The organism is Proteus columbae (assembly GCF_002777965.1).
Taxonomy (GTDB): domain Bacteria; phylum Pseudomonadota; class Gammaproteobacteria; order Enterobacterales; family Enterobacteriaceae; genus Proteus; species Proteus columbae.
Genome location: NZ_NGVR01000030.1, coordinates 39,997 through 57,527, shown reverse-complemented (window position 1 = coordinate 57,527; position 17,531 = coordinate 39,997). Strand labels below are relative to the sequence as shown.

The following is a 17,531-nucleotide window of genomic DNA, read 5'->3' as shown; positions in this document are numbered from 1 at the left end:
AAATCTAAATTTGACACTACTTAAATATATTAGTCGCTCTAAAATAGAACCTATAGACATTTTATAGGAACATTTTATGAAAAAGATCATCGGTATTTATAAAGCACCTCGTCAACATTGGGTTGGTGATGGTTTTCATGTTCGCTCACTCTTTAGTTATGGTAATCATGGTAAATATTTAAACCCATTTTTACTTTTAGATAGAGCTGGCCCTACTGATTTTCCTGCATCTCAGGGACATAACCGTGGTGTCGGTGAACACCCTCACCGCGGATTTGAAACGGTCACTATCGTTTATAAAGGTGAAGTTGCACACCATGATTCTACCGGAGAAGGCGGCGTAATCGGCCCAGGTGATGTGCAATGGATGACTGCTGCGTCAGGTATTTTACATCAAGAATATCATTCTGATGCATTTACCAAAGAAGGCGGTGTGTTAGATATGGTGCAGTTGTGGGTTAATCTTCCATCTGAGGCTAAATCAGCACCTGCTGGCTATCAGTTATTAAAAGAAAGCGCGATCCCTGTACTTCCTTTGGCAGATAACGCTGGTCAATTGCGCGTTATAGCAGGGGATTATCACGACACGCATGGCGCAGCAAAAACTTTTTCGCCTGTAGATGTGTGGGATCTCCAATTAAAAAGCACAAAATCAGTGACGCTGCCAACCAAAAAAGATCGCTATGTTGGCTTAGTAGTTTTACATGGTAGTGTTTATCTTGATAATCAAACCCAATTACAAACAGGTGACTTGGTTATTTTAGATAATGAAGGTGGTACTGTTAATCTTGAAGCGACTGAAGATGCCATAGTCTTATATCTCAGTGGTGAACCTATTAATGAGCCTGTTGTAGGTTATGGTCCTTTTGTGATGAATAGCGAAGCACAAATCAGACAAGCCATTGATGATTTTAACCAAGGCAAATTTGGTCGTATTCCTAACGAGTAACACTTTTTTAAATACGATATAAAACAATAAACATTCAAACGGCTCCCTTTAATATTCGGAGCCGTTTTTATATTGTTCTACTCTTTCAATGGCGACATATTATCAGCAAGGTATTCCAACAACACCTGAATAGCAGGTAATAACCCTTTTCTTGACGGATAAACTGCATGAATAACATCTTTAGGAAAACGCCAATTTGGCAACACTTCAATTAGCGCACCGTCTTGTAATTCTTTTTCAACCACACTCAGTGGTAATCGCGTTATTCCTAATCCTTTTAATGTTGCTTTATAAAGCGTAATAACATCGGTTGTCGCTAATTTCGGGGTTACATGTTGTGTGGAAACCGTGCCATTTTCATGAGTCAACGTAAGTGTGTATTGTTGTGAGTGTTCGCTATTTGCCAAAATAGGATAATCTGCAAGTTGCTCTGGTGAATCTGGGATCGTTTGTCCTTTAAATAACAGAGGACTGGCGACGAGAACACGTCGAGAATAACCTAGAATTTTCATTGTTAAACCTGAGTCATCTAGCGGTAATGCTCTTACTCGTAAAGCTAAATCAAGACCTTCACTAATTACATCAACAGGTCGATTAATGGCTAAGATCTGAATATTAATATCCGGATATTTTTCCATAAAATCGACCAAAATATCTTGAATATAAATTTGTAATAATGCGACAGGACACGAGAGTTTAATGGTGCCATGTGGATGCCCTTGTGCTGAGCAAATAACTTCTTCCGCAATTTCAGCTTCTGCCACCACATTTTTACACTGTTGATAAAATGTCTGTCCGATTTTAGTGACATGAAATTGACGTGTAGAGCGATAAATCAAAGAGACATTAAGTTTCTGTTCTAAATCAGCGATACGACGACTTAGTTTAGATTTAGGTATACCTAATGTTTCTGCCGCTTGAGAAAAACCGCCAAACTCAACGACTTTCACAAAATAGTAGAGATCATTTAAATCATACTTCATTGTGCATCACCTATTCGGTTATTTTCAATATTTAGCTGAATTGTTTCAGACACCGATATTATGGCAAAAAATAATTGTAAATATTATTTACCATTATTCAGCTATTGTTAATAACATTATAATCACATAGGTTAATAAAATAAAGATGACCAAAAATAATAACACGATCTGTTATAACCTAATCAATTTAATCTTATAAATGTGATATGAGATAAAGTTACATATCATATTTATATTTAATTTCCACCTATTATTTAAATTAAATTTCATTATTAAAGTTTGGTTATAATAGAAAAAATAACAATAAAAACATAAAGATAAATAATCACACGATATTTTAATAACATTAAGTTACATAAAATTTCTTATTTTAAAATTAAGTTAATAAATAATTTTATTTTTATGACACTAATCAATGAATGTTTAATAATATGTTAATAAGATCGTCTTTAATAAAAATACTTATTAGCTTTACTTTTTACTTCCGATTATTTATTTAACCTGCAACCGAATGGAATAACCTGATGAATAAATTAACTCCATTACGACCCATACCTACATTAATCGCCGTTTCTATTACTCTTATTATTTGGTTTCTTATTCCCGTACCACAAGGTGTTGATCCCAATGCTTGGCATTTATTAGCGCTCTTTGTCGGTACTATCGCCGCCATTATTGGTAAAGCACTTCCTATCGGTGCTGTATCTATTATTGCTATCGCATTAGTCGCTGTTACAGGCGTCACTAATCCTAATTCAACCAAAGCCGCTATCGGTGATGCATTAAGTGGATTTTCCAATGATCTTATCTGGTTAATTGGTATTTCCATTATGGTATCAATGAGTCTAAATAAAACCGGACTCGGTGCCAGAATTGGTTATTATTTTATTTCACTTTTTGGAAAAAGAACCATTGGCATAGCCTATTCATTAGCGATTGCCGAAACAATATTAGCCCCTGTAACACCAAGTAATACCGCTCGTGGTGGTGGAATTATTCACCCAATTATGCGATCAATTTCAGACAGTTTTAACTCTAAAGCGGAAGATGGTACTAGTGGTAAAATAGGCCGCTATCTTTCGCTAGTAAACTACAATATAAATCCTATTACTTCTGCCATGTTTATTACGGCAACGGCGCCTAACCCGCTAATTGTCAGCTTAATTATTAGTGAAACAGATCCTACACATGAACTTAGTTGGTCTATGTGGGCAATTGCGGCTTTTGTACCGGCTATCGTTTCATTAATTTTAATGCCTATTGTCATTTATCTACTTTATAAACCTGAAATAACCAGCACTCCAAATGCGCCTCATTTTGCTAAAGAGCGTTTAGCACAATTAGGGCCAATTTCATTACCTGAAAAAATAACTCTTGCCGTCTTCGCTTTGTTATTAATTATGTGGGCTGGTGTCCCAGCATTATTATTTGGTGATGGATTTAGTGTTAATGCAACAACCGCGGCATTTATTGGTTTGTCGATCTTATTATGCACAGGCGTTTTAAATTGGGATGATATTTTAAAAAACAAAGGTGCATGGGATACAGTAGTTTGGTTCTCCGCATTAGTGATGATGGCATCCTTCTTAGGAAAATTAGGATTAATTAAATGGTTGTCACTCAGTGTAGGGGCAAGTATTGATAGCATGGGAATAAGTTGGGTTAGTGGTATGATATTATTGGTACTAATTTATGTTTATTCTCACTATTTCTTTGCCAGTACCACTGCCCATATTACCGCGATGTTTGCCGCTTTCTATGCTGCGGGTTTAGCCCTTGGCGCACCACCAATGTTATTAGGACTTATTTTGGCATTCTCATCTTCATTAATGATGTCATTAACACATTATGGTACAGGCACTGCGCCAATTATCTTCGGTTCTGGCTATGCCACATTGGGCGAATGGTGGAAAACGGGATTTGTGATGAGTGTAGTTAACCTTATCGTTTGGATAACCCTAGGTAGTGTATGGTGGAAGGCGCTGGGATATTGGTAAAAATAAATTAATACTAATATTATAGAAACATGATGCCTAAGTGTTTAGAGATTAGCTCATTTATATAAATGACAATCCATATCTTAGGCATTTTTCTAACATAATTTCATCGTACAAATATCGTTTCAGCCATATAGTGATTTTTCTTATTATCTACCTTATCTTTATCAGTTGTATTATCCTCGATTGATAAATCACTTAAGAAATATTCAGGTTCAACATCAAAAAGGTAAGATAAACAATAAAGCGTTTCGGCATGAATGTTAGTAGAACCACTTTCATAACGTGATTGATGCTGTTGGCTAATTCCGAGCAATGCACCGAATTCATCGCCACTCATACAATACATCTCTCTTAAACCCCTGATCTTTTTCCCAACTAACCTTGATATTTTCTTGTTCACAAAAAAGTCCTCATAAACAAATAAAAACAAAATATTTTATTCGTATAAAATATTGACTGTTGCGACTGAATTAGCGCTACCTGCGGTTATTGTATTACCTGTTTTAATATAACGGGCTTTCCAATTAAAAATATAATCGCCAGAAGAAACATTATCTTGCATGGTTAGCTTTGTATTTAATTTAATCGGATTATTATTAGCATTAACTAATTGAATACCAATACCTGTTGCACTATTAGTGCCAGATAATTTTAATTTCCCTGTATTTACATCAATATATCCTGCACTACTTGTCACAGTTGCTTTAATATTTGTTCCCGCAGCACAACTTAACGTAATAGGAACATTAACATTTTGACTCACATCTCCGATATTTTTAAATTGTGTATCGTACCAAGTTCCTAAATTTATATTGTAGCTAGTTGCTTTTGTTGTACATTTTAATGAGTTTACTTTTATTGCACCAGCTGGGATCCTTAATGTTGATAAAATCCATTGGTGATTATTAGGTAAAGTATTATTTTGTGTCATTCGAGCCAATGTTCCCCCTGTTAATGAATCAGATTGTGTGACTCGCCCTGTTTTTATTATTTCCACCGTCCAAGTAGGATTATTTATTATATACTTGTACTTATCATTATTCTTAGAAAATTGCGCGTTTATATAACCAATATTATTCATTTTTACTTTTATTCCAATTCCCGGAATATTGGTTGCTGCTATTTTATTAGAATTAGGCACCCATCCATTAATAAAATTACCATGAATAACAGCATTTCCACATTCACCATTATTTCCGCTATATGAAGTTATATTAGCCGGCCTATAATTAAGTGTAATTGTATCAAGTGTTCTTGTTGTCAAATCATCATATTGAATATTAAAAACGCGATTTGGTACATCAACCATCACATTATTATAATTTGGATTTTGTATACATGCAGCAGTGGAATAAGTAGAATAAATTAATATTCCACTTACTAATAATGGTTTAATTATTATATTTTTCATTTTTCATCCCACTCCTTCTTAAGAGAATATTTTTTATTTCAAAGTTGTCTTTTTCATCGAGAATAAAAAAATCTTTTATATGAATATCAAATAGCTGTGCATATTGATTTAATCTATCCAAATTAATTCTATTAATCCCCCTTTCATACCTTGATTGCTGCTGTTGACTGACTCCAATTATTGTGGCTAATTCATCCAGTGAAATACCTTTCATTTTCCTGTAATAGGTAATTTTTCTACCTATTGCTTTTGATACTGGATATCGACTACTCATTTTCATTTTCCCCAATGAAAAATTTAATTATAAAGTAATGTAAATTCAAGATGACTTTTGAATGTTCCTGTGCTTATTCCACTACCAGTTTTAACTAATCTTGCTGATAAAGGGTATTCAGCTGTTTTTGTTTGACTATTAATAACAGCTTCTAATTTTGTACCATTTTTTATAATTGTTTTATTTCTATTTTCTATTAAATTTAATGCTACATACTTTGCACTGCCGTTATTTAAAAAATAATCTCCATTATTAGAATCAGAGACACCCGCTATTGTTATTGTCGCTTTTTGTGTGGTTATTGGACAGTTTTTCAATTTTATTGAAAAATCAATCCAATCAGTATTTGTATTATTTTGCAATTCCCTCATATTTATTTTTTTAAAATCGATTAAATAATTTTTATTTTCGACTTCACAGGGTGATACCGTCACTTTTCCATAAATATTGATATTAACCGAGCTAGCCATGGCCATAGATGAAAAAAACAAAAGTAAAAAGATAGTGGCTTTCATATTATTTCCCTTCTATAAATAGACAATATTTGCAGTTACTTTTGCTGAGATTGTTCCTGGCATCCCTTTCCCTGACGGACTAAAAGCGCGTGTTCGTAACCATAATCTGACATCGGTTCGCCCACCTAATGTAACAACCAATGATTTTTGGTTTCCAAGCTTTATTGAACCAGGCCCATTTTCTAATTGCACCGCAATATTTTTAGCAGTTCCTTGATTTTTGTATAAACTATTTACATCAGCCGTATCAGAAACACCTGAAAAAGTAACACTAATTTGATTAATCGCCGTAGAGCAATCTGTAAAAGTAATATAAAAATCATTCCAATTTGAACCTGAATTTGCCTGTTCAAAATTAGTTGCAGGAATATTTTTCAAGTCAACATTAACATTATCTCCATTAGAAATATTACATGTAGCAACTCTAATATTGCCTGTGAAATTTAAATTAACGTTATCCGAAGCCAAAGATGGAAAGCTTATTATTAGGGCGTTTATTAAAAATAATTTATTGATTATCATTTTCATTTTCATTTCCTACACGTAGCAAATATCAGCCAGCTATATTTTTGTTAGCTGGAATGATGTAATTAAGTTAATAAAAGTATTTATGCCAATTTATTTTTGGCAAACTACGGTAGCTTTATAAAGTCCTAAATAATGAGAAACTCCTAATAAATTATAATTTGCACTACATTGCTGATCATTATATTTAACAATAAATTGTCCTTTTTCACCTAGCCCAGATAAATAAACCTCACCATCGTTGCCAACGATGTTATTTAATTGAGGATTATCTTTAAAAATAACCCGTGCTCCAAAAGGAACTAATTCATTATTTTCTAATGTCAGTGTCATCAATGCACGGTATCCCACATTAGCAGAGAAATTAGCTTTTACTAATGCTCCACGGCTAGGAGAAACTGTCTGACTTGTCAACGCCATTTCTGTATTTTCTGGTAATGCTGAAGTATCAATATCAATCGTATTTTTACGATATGGTGTAACATAAGGTACTAAAGCATAACCATAACTGTTAGTTTCCACCCCTGCTTGATTTAAAACAGCAACATCACCAGCTTCAGGAATATCCACAATTGCCGAGGTTTCACCAAGCTGTTGACCTAAAACAACACCGCCAGAATGCGCGACTAAACTACCATTAACACCATAATATAAATTATAATTGTCTTTACTATATCCACTTCCTCCTGTCATCTCACCGTACTTACCCTTATAAGATGCGTTTAAATTTCCAGAAGATCCTTGATCTTGGTTTGTAAATGCTTGTTGTAGGCTCCAATTTAATCGATTATTTAATTGAGATGCGGAAAGCCCCACACTTCCTGTACTTGGACTTTGACTACTACTCGTCGTATTAAAGTTGTAATAAAACGTATCATCAAAGAAACTAAACGGCACACTCACCGATAACGCTAATTGGTGGTCATCATTACTTTTAGAGTAACTGTTTGAACTATAAGAATAATTATTTGTATTTTTATTATAAGTATAATTTAAACCGTAACTAATGCCCTGCCAGCTATTGTTATACCCCACAGTGGCTGACTGTGTTTTTCTATCACTGTTCCAATAATTTTCCCTGATGTACCCTAAAGAAAGAGAACCGAACTTCTCTCCTAAATTCTGATTAATTGTAATTTCAGCACGATTACGGCGACGTTCTATATCAGGCGCATTAGCACCATTTCGATATTCGTCAAAAACCTCCGCCAAACTATAATATCCATCAGTTGAATAACGGTAACCTGCTAGGGCAATATTCGTTCCAATCGTATTTAGATTTTTGTTATATCTGAAACGGTAAGACTGCCCGCGCGATGTATCACCATTATTTAATTTTGAGTTTGCTTGAGTCACATCTATTGAAATTGCGCCTAATGCACCTAAATTTTGTCCTACACCAATAGAATATGCTTGATAATTATTGCTAAGCTGGCTTCCACCATAAGCTGTTGCTCCGTAAGGCAAACCATAAATTAATGTTAATTGACCAAATTTTTGTTTTTCAATTTCTTTATCATAAGCGCGATATTCACCCCCAGTAATACTATAAGAAACATAGCCTTCGCGTTGTAAAACGGGTAAAGAAGCAAAGGGTATTATTTGGTGTTGTTCACTTCCATTTGATTCTTTGATTGTGACATACAAATCACCACTACTTCCTGTTGGATAAAGATCATTAATTTCAAAAGGACCTGCTGCTACTTCTGTTTGATAAATGGTATAACCATTTTGTCTAATCGTAATTTGTGCATTGCTACGCGCAATACCACGTACTACTGGCGCATATCCACGTAAACTTTCAGGATACATATCATCATCAGTACCGAGTTGTACGCCTCTAAAAGGCACACTATCAAAGACAGATGAAGGTGATACACCATCCCCTAAAATTAATTGGCTTTTTAGTTGATTAATACTACGCGATAAATACGTATAAACAGTGTCCCATTTACTAGATTTATCATCACTATTAGACCAAGTAGTGTAATTTCTTAAACGCCATGGCCCTATATTTAGGCCTGGTCTTAAATTTAGATAATTCGATGTAGTATCTGAACCATCATTTTTACGATCATAATTTTTCGAACCGCTATAACTGTAATTTAATAGCAGTGCAGTAATACCGTTATCTATATTATTTAAATCAACAAACCCTCTAGGATTTTTATTCATCGCTATTTGTGGAATACTTAAATATAATCGCTGAGAATTAAATTCGAATTCGCTTGTTGCATTAGGGATAGCTGATAAGTTAATACAGTTATTTTCTTTTGTTTCTAAGTTTGGGTATTCCTTTGTTTTTATACCAAAATTATTGAGATCAGCTATTGATAAACAGGGCATTAACTTGCCATTATCTATCTTCTCAAATTTAATATTTTCAGTTCCAATTAAATTAGTATTAACATAAATATCAACATAATATTTACCTGGTAATTGCTCATTATTTTCAAACTGAGATAAATCAATTGAGCTTTTATTGGGTAATTCTAAAAAATCAGGATCAAAATAAAGATTATCTAAATTGGAACCTTCTGCATACAGTGAGGCCGTATAGCCTAAATATAAAAGTAGGCTAATACATATTTTATTCATTTTCATATTAAAACCTAAGTTTATAGAAGGTTATATTTTAACCTCTGATAAATCAGTAACTGCACCGTAATCATTAATTACTTCCCAATTAATAATGCCGTGTATTTCATCATTATTAATTTCAAATGACTTTACTGAATAAGGTGCAACATAAGAGACATCATTAACGGATTTATTATTAAAGTTAATTGTTTGAAAATTAAAAAAATAAGGTGTCGGATTTTTTACATTTATTTTATTCCCAATTTTTGACCACTCTAATTTTTTCTGCTCTTCAATAAAATTAACACCTTTTAATTCTTTAGGTCTAAAAATCAATTTCATCTGTGTTTTAAAGGCGATTTGTAAAGAATTTTCTGTTCTCTCTGTTGCAGGAATTGTTTTTATATTTAACCAAAAAAGAGATTCTCTATCGCTAGGTAAATTATTTTCAGTTAAAAAAATTCTCAATGCATTTGTATTACTGCTATTTAATCTAAATAAGGGTGGTGTTATCGTAAAACTTGATTGTTTTTTTTCACTAACATCATCAATCCAAGATTGAATCAAATAAGGAATATTATCTGGATTTTCAACACTTATACTGACATCCTTTTTTCCCTCATCATATATAATACGCGTACCACCAATGACAACACCTGCATTTGCAGTATTTAAAAAAATAAACAAAGAAATAAAAGAATAAATAATAGCCTTCATATTCTCACCATTAATTGAGTAAAAAGGTTCAAGTCCCTTTAAACCTTTTTATTTTTTTAATTAATTTTAATTATAATTGATAGTAAATGTTGCATTACCGTTTGCAAGACCTGCGGTTACTGTATCGGATTTAGCAATATAACGTGCACGGAAGTCCAAATTGTTAACAACATTGGCTCCTGTTTTTAATGGATATTTTTTCGATTCAGTAAATAATGGAACAACCTTATTTGCATCATCTGTAATTTGAATACCAACACCTGTTGCTACATTAGGTTCGTTTTTCAGAGCAATGACACTACTATCACCAGAATAAGAATCCGCATCAAATTTTACAGCTGCACTACTTGCTGTTACTGGGCAATTAATTAACTTAATTGTGAATTGTGTTGCCGAAGCCGTACTACCTGTAGTTGGTAATGCAGTTTTAGATACTTTACCAAGATTCACTTTTAAAGCATCAGAACCAGATGCTAGCTCACAGGCGTTATCAATAATTTCACCTGTAAAATCAATAGTACCATCCTCAGCTAATGCATTATTAACTACAAAAATAGAACCACCAGCAATAAGCATTGCAAGTAAATTTTTCTTCATTTATTTTTCTCCAAAAATTATTATTAATATATTTATATATATATTTATATATACTGGTTAATACATGAATTTAATCTACATCAATAATTAACTCAATATATGAGTATTATTATATTATTTTTTGGAATAAACAAGTTTACCTTAATACAGCATTAAATATACATTTATATGATTTAATAAATATTAATTTTAAGGTTACACACTATGAGTTATTAAATGAACTTAAGATCTAAATATCTTTCTTTTTTTAAAATCGTTGCAGATCAATAAAAACAAAATAATTTTTTAAAACTAAAAATTAGTTTTGTATGTGATTTAATTTTGAATCATAACCTATAATGTGTAATAAGTTTATTTTTTATTTTCAATAGAAATTAGCATAAAAAAGAGCAAGGTTTCCCTTGCTCTGATTTAATATCGGAGTGTTTTTTTAGATATTTTTATAAAGTAAAAATATTACGATTAATTTGAAAACCACTTCTTATTAATCTTAATCAGCGACATTCTTATCCGGCATATAAGAGCCAATATTATAGGCTTCTAATTTTGGCGCTTTATCAGAATTAAGATCAAAATTAAATATCGTTATTGTACCTGGTGTTGCGGGTAATAAAAACTCAGGAGACAGATTTAAAAAGACTTTGCAGGCTGCTCGAATAACACCACTATGCACAACTGCTAATAAATCACTGTCTTCTTTATGTACCCATCCTTGTAATGCAGCACCAATGCGATCACAAAAATCAAACCAGTTTTCACCTTTAGGTGGCGTATATGTTCCTGCTCGCCAATTTTTGTATTTGTCTGCATGATGTCTTATGAGTTCTGGTTTTCGCTGTCCTGTCCATTCCCCCATATTTAACTCGCGCAATAACGGTTCTTTAACCGCTTCGGGATGACCGACAATTTCTGCGGTTTGTACTGTTCGCCCTAAATCTGACGTAATAATCCTAGCGGGTGATAACAATCTAATACTCTCTTTTATCGCCATTGCTTGATTAATGCCTTTTGGTGATAAACAAGAATTAGCATGTCCTTGTAAGCGTGATTCCATATTCCATAAGGTTTCACCGTGTCTTAATAAAATTAGTCTCATTATTATTCCTTAATTTAATGGCTTAAAGACCATATCCAAGAATTTGGAACCAAGTGAATATCGCAATAGAAATTACCGATGCACCAACAAAACAGGTAATTAATCCATATTTCATTTGGTCTAACACACTAAAGTAACCACTTGAAAAATAGATAGTATTTACTTTTGAATGTGGCGGTAATGTAATGGTATATGTGAGTGTAAATGACGCGGCTAATGCTAATGTTACCGGATCCATGCCTAATGTTTTGGCAAGCGCAATAATGGCTGGAATTAGTATGGTCGTTTTCACGGTTTTACTCGTAAAAATTAAATGGCTATACATACAGATAAAAACAACCACAATATAAACCATCGTCGTACTCATATTTTCGAGTCCGAGCCCATAAACCATTTTACCAATTAACCATTGCGCACCTTGTGTGGATTCTAAAGTATTACCTGCCGCATAAGCACCTGCTGCAAATATCATAAGATCCCATTTGATATTGGCTTCATTCCACGTTAATAAGCCAATACGAGGCATCAGGCAGAGAATGGCAGCAATAACAGCGGTCATATAAACGCTAATTTTGAAACCAAACATATCTTGGTGATAACTTTCGGTTGCCCATAAGAACACTGCCATTAAAAAGATATACATGGCTTTTTTCTCATTCTTAGTTAATGCACCAAGTTGAGAACGTTCTTTTTTTAATTTCTCTAGCGAGCCTTCAAAATCCACTTCCCCTTTAAAAGAGAATAATTTTAATCCAATAAAAAAGGAGATAGTCATACCAACAATAGCTAATGGGAAAGAAGCAATTAACCAATCCATATAACCAATAGAACCACCAGCTTGTGAATTGATAAATCCAACTGCAATAATATTAGCCGCAGTTCCCGTCATTACACCGGATGTTGCCAAAGCATCAGCTTGTACGCCTTGCAACATCATTAATTTCCCGTAATTACTTTTTCCAGGAATTGCCTTATGTATCTCTAATAAGATCATACAAATAGGCACCATTAATGTCGCGCGTGCAGTCGTTGAGGGAACAAAAAAAACTAAGCTGAAGTTAATTAATATAAGGACAAATAACGCTTTTTTGGGTGTTTGACCAAATTTGGTGATCATCCATAAAGCAAAGCGTCTGGCAATGTTCGATTTGATCATGGCGGATGTTAAAACAAATGCTGAAACCATCAACCAAATAACGTCATAACCTAATGTACCGAAAACCACTTTCTCTTTTGCAACAGTTCCCGTTATTGGAAGTAAAACAATAACGAGCATTGAGGTTAAATAAATGGGTAAAGATCCGCACACCCATAAAATTAACGCTGCACAAAAAATAGCTATGGCTTTTTGCCCTTCAATACTTAATCCATCTGGTGTTGGCATAAAAAATAAAACGAGTAATACCAATAAAGCTAAAGGTATTCCTATTGTTTTTAAGGTTATTTTCTTACCGTTTTGTTTTGGTGATGATGGAGCTGGTTTAGCGATATCATCTCGCTTCACAGTCTTTTCCATAACCGATTCCTCTTAATATGTAGGGTAGGATGTTCAGTATAGAAATATTGAGGTATAAAGATAATTGTATTAATATATTATAACTATAAAAATAATTTATGGTGTTGAGATGAATTTAAGCCAACTTGATGCTTTTCTACTACTTGCCAACGGTTTTAATGTTACTGAAACCGCAGAACGCCTATTCTGTACTCAACCAAGTGTGAGTATTAAAATCAAAAAACTAGAAGAAGAATTACAAACAGTATTGTTTGAAAGGATCAATAATCGGCTTTATTTAACACCTCAAGGTAAGGTTTATCAGCAGTACGCTACCCAAATTATTAATTTAGTAAAATCCTCTTCTGAGCACATGCGACAATTTGATGATCCTTCTAAAGGTGAAATTAAGTTTGGCGCTAGCCATTTTGTTGGCGTTTACCTATTACCTCAAATTATGGCGCAGTTTAGAGAGCAGTATCCCGATGTGAAATTAAGCATGGATATTTCAAGTTCAACACAACTTATCCATAAACTTGATACCCAAGAATTAGAGTTTTTGATCATGTCAGATCATATCTATTTAGATCCGACGGAATATCATCTTGATACTTTTCTCATCGATCCCTTAGTGCTTATTTGTTCACCTGAACATTGGCTGGCAAAAAAGAAACATTGCAGATTTTCTGATATTGCCTCGGAAGTTTTTCTGATCAAACCCGAGCACTCTGCTACCCGTGATTTTTTATTAGATAGGATCCAAGAAAATAATAAAGAACTCAAAAATGTGATGGAAATAAATAGCTTGGAAGGAATAAAACAGGGAGTTATTCACGGTTTAGGGATCTCAATTTTATCCCGTTTGTCTATTATGCAAGAATTAAAATCAGGTCTTTTATGTGAAATTGCATTTGATGATATCCAATTTAGCCGGGGTATCCGTTACTTTTATCATAAAGAAAAATATATCTCTCCAGCCACTAAAAATTTTTTATCTGTCTTACAATCTCAAGCTCAAATTTTAACGAAAGATATCAATAAATAAATTTATTGGCTAAATTCTTAGCCCTATTATTTTAAGGATATCAGCGTATCAATATTCTCATTAAATCGTTATCATACTCAGGTTTATCTCTTTCTATTAGCTATTGTTTAAAAGGATTTTATGCGTAGAACACTCTCGTCTTATCACCCTATTCTTTATACTTTGAGAGTGGCACAACGTCGTTTATTTCGCTCTCTTAGTTGGCGATTTTCAGGTCGAAAATACAGTCGAAACGTTCAACCAGAACAACGGCTTTCACACCGTTATCTAAAACACACATCTAAACTAATTAGTCGCCGTGGCGAAAGTGATATCCAATTACAATACAATAAAATAACGAATCTTAAATTAGTTGAAAAAGCATTAGATGGTATTGTGATTAAATCGGGCGAGTATTTCTCTTTTTGCTATTTAATCGGGAAACCTAGCTATAAAAGAGGTTTTATTGATGGTATGCAACTCTCCTATGGTGAAGCAAGAAAAGGTGTAGGTGGTGGAATTTGTCAGGCCAGTAATTTAATACATTGGTTAGCACTACACTCTGAATTAAAAGTGATTGAAAAGGCAAATCATAGTTTTGATCCCTTTCCTGATGAAGGGCGAGTACTTCCTTTTGGCTCAGGAGCCGCTATTTTTTATAATTATGTAGATTTAGTCTTATATAATCCAACGCCTTATGATTACCAAATTAGATTACATGTTGCTGAACATCAGTTAGAAGGCGAACTCCTTTGTAGCGAAGCAAGGAAATATCGTTATCATATTTATGAGAAATCTTCTTCTTTTATCAAAAAGGGAGAGCATGTGTATCGTTGTAATGAAATTTGGCGAGATATTTACACTAAAAACAATGTGGGCGCTTTTCCTCAATTAATTACATCAGAATTGCTTTATAAAAATAGCGTAGTTGTGAAATATGATGTTTCAACCGAACAACTAAGTTGATTTACTTAAATATCTTTTTTATTAAATTAGAATATTAATTTAATATTCTAATTTTATCTTTTTATTCTGAATAAATAAAATTCTTCCTCTTTAAATTAAGAATACCTTAAGTTGGCGTGTTCTTTATTTATTAAAATCATTGAATTCTCAAATAGAAACCTTATCTACTTATTATGGTCAAAGAATGGTGATTATGTTTCTATTTAATAGGTCATATAATGATGATAAAAATTGATTATCCACAAAAACTAGAAGTTGGTGATATCGTATTTACGTGTATTGGTACCTCTTTATTTCGTCAAATCTCCTCCGCCTCTTTATGTTGGAGTAATCATGTTGGCATTATTATTGGTCATAATGGTGAAGATTATTTAGTTGCCGAAAGTCGAGTTCCACTTTCAACCACGACCACACTAACCCGCTTTATTAACCGTTCCGCGGGAAAACGCTACGCAATACGCCGTCTATCAACACAACTCTCTGATGAACAAAAAAATGCACTTGTTGCACAAGTTCCTGAAAGATTAAACAAGCTTTATCACACAGGTTTTAAATACGACTCTTCCCGACAGTTTTGCTCTAAATTTGTTTTTGATATTTATAAATCAGCACTTTCTATTCGTGTTGGTGAAATAGAAACATTCCAAGAATTATTAAGCAAAAATCCTAATGCCAAATTACAATTTTGGAAATTATGGTTTATTGGGCAAATACCGTGGGAAAGAACTACTGTTACTCCTGCAAGTTTATGGCAACATCCACATCTCTCTTTAGTTTATCAAAGTCATGAGAATATTAATTAATACAGTGTACTAGCATCATAAAAAACAGAGAAAATAATAGCGTTTCCGATACTATTTTTTCATAAAAATCTGAATATAGATCAATCCCTCTCTTTGTAATAGAGAGGTTTTTGGTGTAAAACTAAAAAACAATATTTTGTAAATATAGCTTAATTACTATTCATCTATTATTCGTCATTTAGGGATCACTATGAAATACCAAGATGTTACGAAATCACCCTGTGAGAATGCTTATTTTTTAGTTTTTAACCTCACCCTCTCATCTGAAAACCGCGATACTCTGATCGATTTTTGTAATAATTTTTCTGGTCTGATACGTAGTATGAGAACACGTTTTCCTGAATTGGAAACAAGTTGTGTAATGGGATTCGGTGCAAATGCATGGACTACATTATTTCCCAATCAGCCAAAACCAAAAGAGCTAAATACCTTTAAAGAAATTAAAGGTGACACTTATACTGCGGTTTCTACTCCGGGCGATCTTTTTTTCCATATTCGAGCGCTCAAAGTTTCAGCCTGTTACGAATTAGCGTCTATCATCAGCCAAAAGCTAAAGAATATTGTTACGCCTGTTGATGAAGTTCATGGGTTTAGATATTTTGACGGGCGTTCTATTATTGGTTTTGTCGATGGAACTGAGAACCCAGAGTATGAAGATGAGCGTGCTTCTTATGCCGTTATTGGCGATGAAGATCCTGAATTCACAGGAGGTAGCTACGCCTTTGTACAAAAATATATTCACGATATGGAAGCATGGGAAAAACAGCCTCTTATCGAACAAGAAAAAGTCATTGGTAGACACAAATTCAATGATGTGGAATTAACCGATGAAGAAAAAGAACCCGGTTCACATAATGTTGTAACCAATATTCAAAATGAGAATGGCGAAGATTTGAAAATTGTCAGAGCTAATATGCCTTTTTCCAATCCATCCAAAAATGAATATGGTACTTACTTTATTGGTTATGCTCGTTATTTTTCAACAACTAACCGTATGTTAGAAAATATGTTTGCAGGCACACCTGAAGGCCATACGGATAAATTACTTAAATTCAGCACCCCTATAACAGGTACATTATTCTTTGTTCCATCACCTGAATTTCTAGATGATCTAGCGTAATTTATTATAAGTAGATATATAGACTTGTTGCTTATATATCTACTTTTTATTATGACTTTTTATTGAGATCAATTATAAACCGAAAACATTAACGTAAAATTCTTTGCCATCATCTGTACTTTCAATAGTATAAGTAATCGGAATTGAATTTTTACCGCCTTTACCTTCAAAAGAAAGTTCAGCAGCACATGAGTAAGTATCTCTTTTCTCATCATGTTCACGAGTACGTACGCTTTCTACTTTGATCTTAATTTGATCGATTACGGCTGCCATCTTTTGATCGCGTAATTCATCTTTTGTAATATCAATCACTAAATTTTTGGCTTCAGAGCTATTACAGTTAGGTGTTGCATCACTACATCCCACTAAAGGTAATGCTAATGTGCCTAATAAAGCTAATTTTAGAATTCTAGTTTTCATGTTGATTATTTCTTCCTTGCTCACTAGATAAAATAAATTTTTCAATATTTTACCTA

At 33.3% G+C, this 17,531-nt stretch carries 18 protein-coding genes; 6 read left to right on the top strand and 12 right to left on the bottom strand.

All coding sequences use genetic code 11. From position 1 onward, the window contains the following. Positions 1-76: 76 nt before the first annotated feature. The gene (locus CBE70_RS16055; RefSeq protein ID WP_100160108.1) at positions 77-949 is read left to right on the top strand and encodes a pirin family protein; all 873 of its coding nucleotides are present in this window, start codon (positions 77-79) and stop codon (positions 947-949) included. A 77-nt stretch (positions 950-1,026) separates the two neighbouring features. On the opposite strand, the gene CBE70_RS16050 is transcribed toward CBE70_RS16055, so the two are convergent. After that, a complete protein-coding gene (locus tag CBE70_RS16050) occupies positions 1,027-1,932 on the bottom strand; it encodes a LysR substrate-binding domain-containing protein (protein ID WP_100160107.1) in 906 nt (301 codons plus the stop codon). Positions 1,933-2,456: 524 nt separating this feature from the next. Between CBE70_RS16050 and CBE70_RS16045 the strand changes: the two genes are divergently transcribed. Continuing rightward, complete coding sequence (locus tag CBE70_RS16045; RefSeq protein ID WP_100160106.1) at positions 2,457-3,929, top strand: anion permease; 1,473 nt, start codon at positions 2,457-2,459, stop codon at positions 3,927-3,929. A gap of 106 nt (positions 3,930-4,035) precedes the next feature. Here CBE70_RS16045 and CBE70_RS16040 read toward each other — a convergent pair whose 3' ends face one another. The 10 genes from CBE70_RS16040 to CBE70_RS15995 form a co-directional block, all read right to left on the bottom strand. After that, a complete protein-coding gene (locus tag CBE70_RS16040) occupies positions 4,036-4,278 on the bottom strand; it encodes a helix-turn-helix domain-containing protein (RefSeq protein ID WP_332835637.1) in 243 nt (80 codons plus the stop codon). 90 nt (positions 4,279-4,368) lie between these two features. Further along, positions 4,369-5,343, bottom strand: coding sequence for a fimbrial protein (locus tag CBE70_RS16035; protein ID WP_100160104.1), 975 nt, complete (start codon positions 5,341-5,343; stop codon positions 4,369-4,371). After that, positions 5,324-5,617: a helix-turn-helix domain-containing protein gene (locus CBE70_RS16030; RefSeq protein ID WP_100160103.1), complete on the bottom strand. Its 294-nt coding sequence runs from the start codon at positions 5,615-5,617 to the stop codon at positions 5,324-5,326. The genes CBE70_RS16035 and CBE70_RS16030 overlap by 20 nt, the downstream gene beginning before the upstream one ends. 23 nt (positions 5,618-5,640) lie before the next feature. Further along, positions 5,641-6,132, bottom strand: a complete 492-nt coding sequence (locus tag CBE70_RS16025) for a fimbrial protein (RefSeq protein ID WP_100160102.1) — start codon at positions 6,130-6,132, stop codon at positions 5,641-5,643. 12 nt (positions 6,133-6,144) lie between these two features. After that, positions 6,145-6,660, bottom strand: coding sequence for a fimbrial protein (locus tag CBE70_RS16020; protein ID WP_100160101.1), 516 nt, complete (start codon positions 6,658-6,660; stop codon positions 6,145-6,147). A 90-nt stretch (positions 6,661-6,750) separates the two neighbouring features. Further along, positions 6,751-9,261: a fimbria/pilus outer membrane usher protein gene (locus CBE70_RS16015; protein WP_100160100.1), complete on the bottom strand. Its 2,511-nt coding sequence runs from the start codon at positions 9,259-9,261 to the stop codon at positions 6,751-6,753. Between the two features lie 24 nt (positions 9,262-9,285). Continuing rightward, positions 9,286-9,954, bottom strand: a complete 669-nt coding sequence (locus CBE70_RS16010; RefSeq protein WP_100160099.1) for a fimbrial biogenesis chaperone — start codon at positions 9,952-9,954, stop codon at positions 9,286-9,288. A 66-nt stretch (positions 9,955-10,020) separates the two neighbouring features. Then, positions 10,021-10,551 (bottom strand): fimbrial protein, encoded by a 531-nt coding sequence (locus CBE70_RS16005; protein WP_100160098.1) that lies wholly within the window; start codon positions 10,549-10,551, stop codon positions 10,021-10,023. A 490-nt stretch (positions 10,552-11,041) separates the two neighbouring features. Next, positions 11,042-11,647, bottom strand: a complete 606-nt coding sequence (locus CBE70_RS16000; protein ID WP_100160097.1) for a histidine phosphatase family protein — start codon at positions 11,645-11,647, stop codon at positions 11,042-11,044. A gap of 22 nt (positions 11,648-11,669) precedes the next feature. Continuing rightward, positions 11,670-13,163: an SLC13 family permease gene (locus tag CBE70_RS15995; RefSeq protein WP_100160096.1), complete on the bottom strand. Its 1,494-nt coding sequence runs from the start codon at positions 13,161-13,163 to the stop codon at positions 11,670-11,672. Positions 13,164-13,272: 109 nt separating this feature from the next. Between CBE70_RS15995 and CBE70_RS15990 the strand changes: the two genes are divergently transcribed. The 4 genes from CBE70_RS15990 (at position 13,273) to CBE70_RS15975 (ending at position 17,055) form a co-directional block, all read left to right on the top strand. Beyond that, positions 13,273-14,187 carry a LysR family transcriptional regulator gene (locus CBE70_RS15990; RefSeq protein ID WP_100160095.1) on the top strand — a complete coding sequence of 305 codons (915 nt, stop codon included), beginning with the start codon at positions 13,273-13,275 and terminating at the stop codon, positions 14,185-14,187. A gap of 120 nt (positions 14,188-14,307) precedes the next feature. Then, entirely contained in the window at positions 14,308-15,132 is an 825-nt protein-coding gene (locus tag CBE70_RS15985) for a VanW family protein (protein ID WP_232797415.1), read from the top strand. A gap of 224 nt (positions 15,133-15,356) precedes the next feature. Further along, positions 15,357-15,935: a YebB family permuted papain-like enzyme gene (locus CBE70_RS15980; protein WP_194952682.1), complete on the top strand. Its 579-nt coding sequence runs from the start codon at positions 15,357-15,359 to the stop codon at positions 15,933-15,935. A gap of 190 nt (positions 15,936-16,125) precedes the next feature. After that, entirely contained in the window at positions 16,126-17,055 is a 930-nt protein-coding gene (locus tag CBE70_RS15975) for a Dyp-type peroxidase (protein WP_100160094.1), read from the top strand. A 72-nt stretch (positions 17,056-17,127) separates the two neighbouring features. Here the strand turns inward: CBE70_RS15975 and CBE70_RS15970 are convergent, their stop codons facing one another. Continuing rightward, positions 17,128-17,475: a hypothetical protein gene (locus CBE70_RS15970; protein ID WP_100160093.1), complete on the bottom strand. Its 348-nt coding sequence runs from the start codon at positions 17,473-17,475 to the stop codon at positions 17,128-17,130. Between the last annotated feature and the right edge of the window lie 56 nt (positions 17,476-17,531).

Coding starts and splice junctions, on each gene's coding strand:
- CBE70_RS15985 (WP_232797415.1), top strand. CDS start 14,308: ATGCGTAGAACACTCTCGTCTTATCACCCTATTCTTTATACTTTGAGA.
- CBE70_RS16000 (WP_100160097.1), bottom strand. CDS start 11,647: ATGAGACTAATTTTATTAAGACACGGTGAAACCTTATGGAATATGGAA.
- CBE70_RS16050 (WP_100160107.1), bottom strand. CDS start 1,932: ATGAAGTATGATTTAAATGATCTCTACTATTTTGTGAAAGTCGTTGAG.
- CBE70_RS15995 (WP_100160096.1), bottom strand. CDS start 13,163: ATGGAAAAGACTGTGAAGCGAGATGATATCGCTAAACCAGCTCCATCA.
- CBE70_RS16025 (WP_100160102.1), bottom strand. CDS start 6,132: ATGAAAGCCACTATCTTTTTACTTTTGTTTTTTTCATCTATGGCCATG.
- CBE70_RS16055 (WP_100160108.1), top strand. CDS start 77: ATGAAAAAGATCATCGGTATTTATAAAGCACCTCGTCAACATTGGGTT.
- CBE70_RS15975 (WP_100160094.1), top strand. CDS start 16,126: ATGAAATACCAAGATGTTACGAAATCACCCTGTGAGAATGCTTATTTT.
- CBE70_RS15970 (WP_100160093.1), bottom strand. CDS start 17,475: ATGAAAACTAGAATTCTAAAATTAGCTTTATTAGGCACATTAGCATTA.
- CBE70_RS15990 (WP_100160095.1), top strand. CDS start 13,273: ATGAATTTAAGCCAACTTGATGCTTTTCTACTACTTGCCAACGGTTTT.
- CBE70_RS16035 (WP_100160104.1), bottom strand. CDS start 5,343: ATGAAAAATATAATAATTAAACCATTATTAGTAAGTGGAATATTAATT.
- CBE70_RS16015 (WP_100160100.1), bottom strand. CDS start 9,261: ATGAAAATGAATAAAATATGTATTAGCCTACTTTTATATTTAGGCTAT.
- CBE70_RS16020 (WP_100160101.1), bottom strand. CDS start 6,660: ATGAAAATGATAATCAATAAATTATTTTTAATAAACGCCCTAATAATA.
- CBE70_RS16045 (WP_100160106.1), top strand. CDS start 2,457: ATGAATAAATTAACTCCATTACGACCCATACCTACATTAATCGCCGTT.
- CBE70_RS16010 (WP_100160099.1), bottom strand. CDS start 9,954: ATGAAGGCTATTATTTATTCTTTTATTTCTTTGTTTATTTTTTTAAAT.
- CBE70_RS16005 (WP_100160098.1), bottom strand. CDS start 10,551: ATGAAGAAAAATTTACTTGCAATGCTTATTGCTGGTGGTTCTATTTTT.
- CBE70_RS16030 (WP_100160103.1), bottom strand. CDS start 5,617: ATGAGTAGTCGATATCCAGTATCAAAAGCAATAGGTAGAAAAATTACC.
- CBE70_RS16040 (WP_332835637.1), bottom strand. CDS start 4,278: ATGTATTGTATGAGTGGCGATGAATTCGGTGCATTGCTCGGAATTAGC.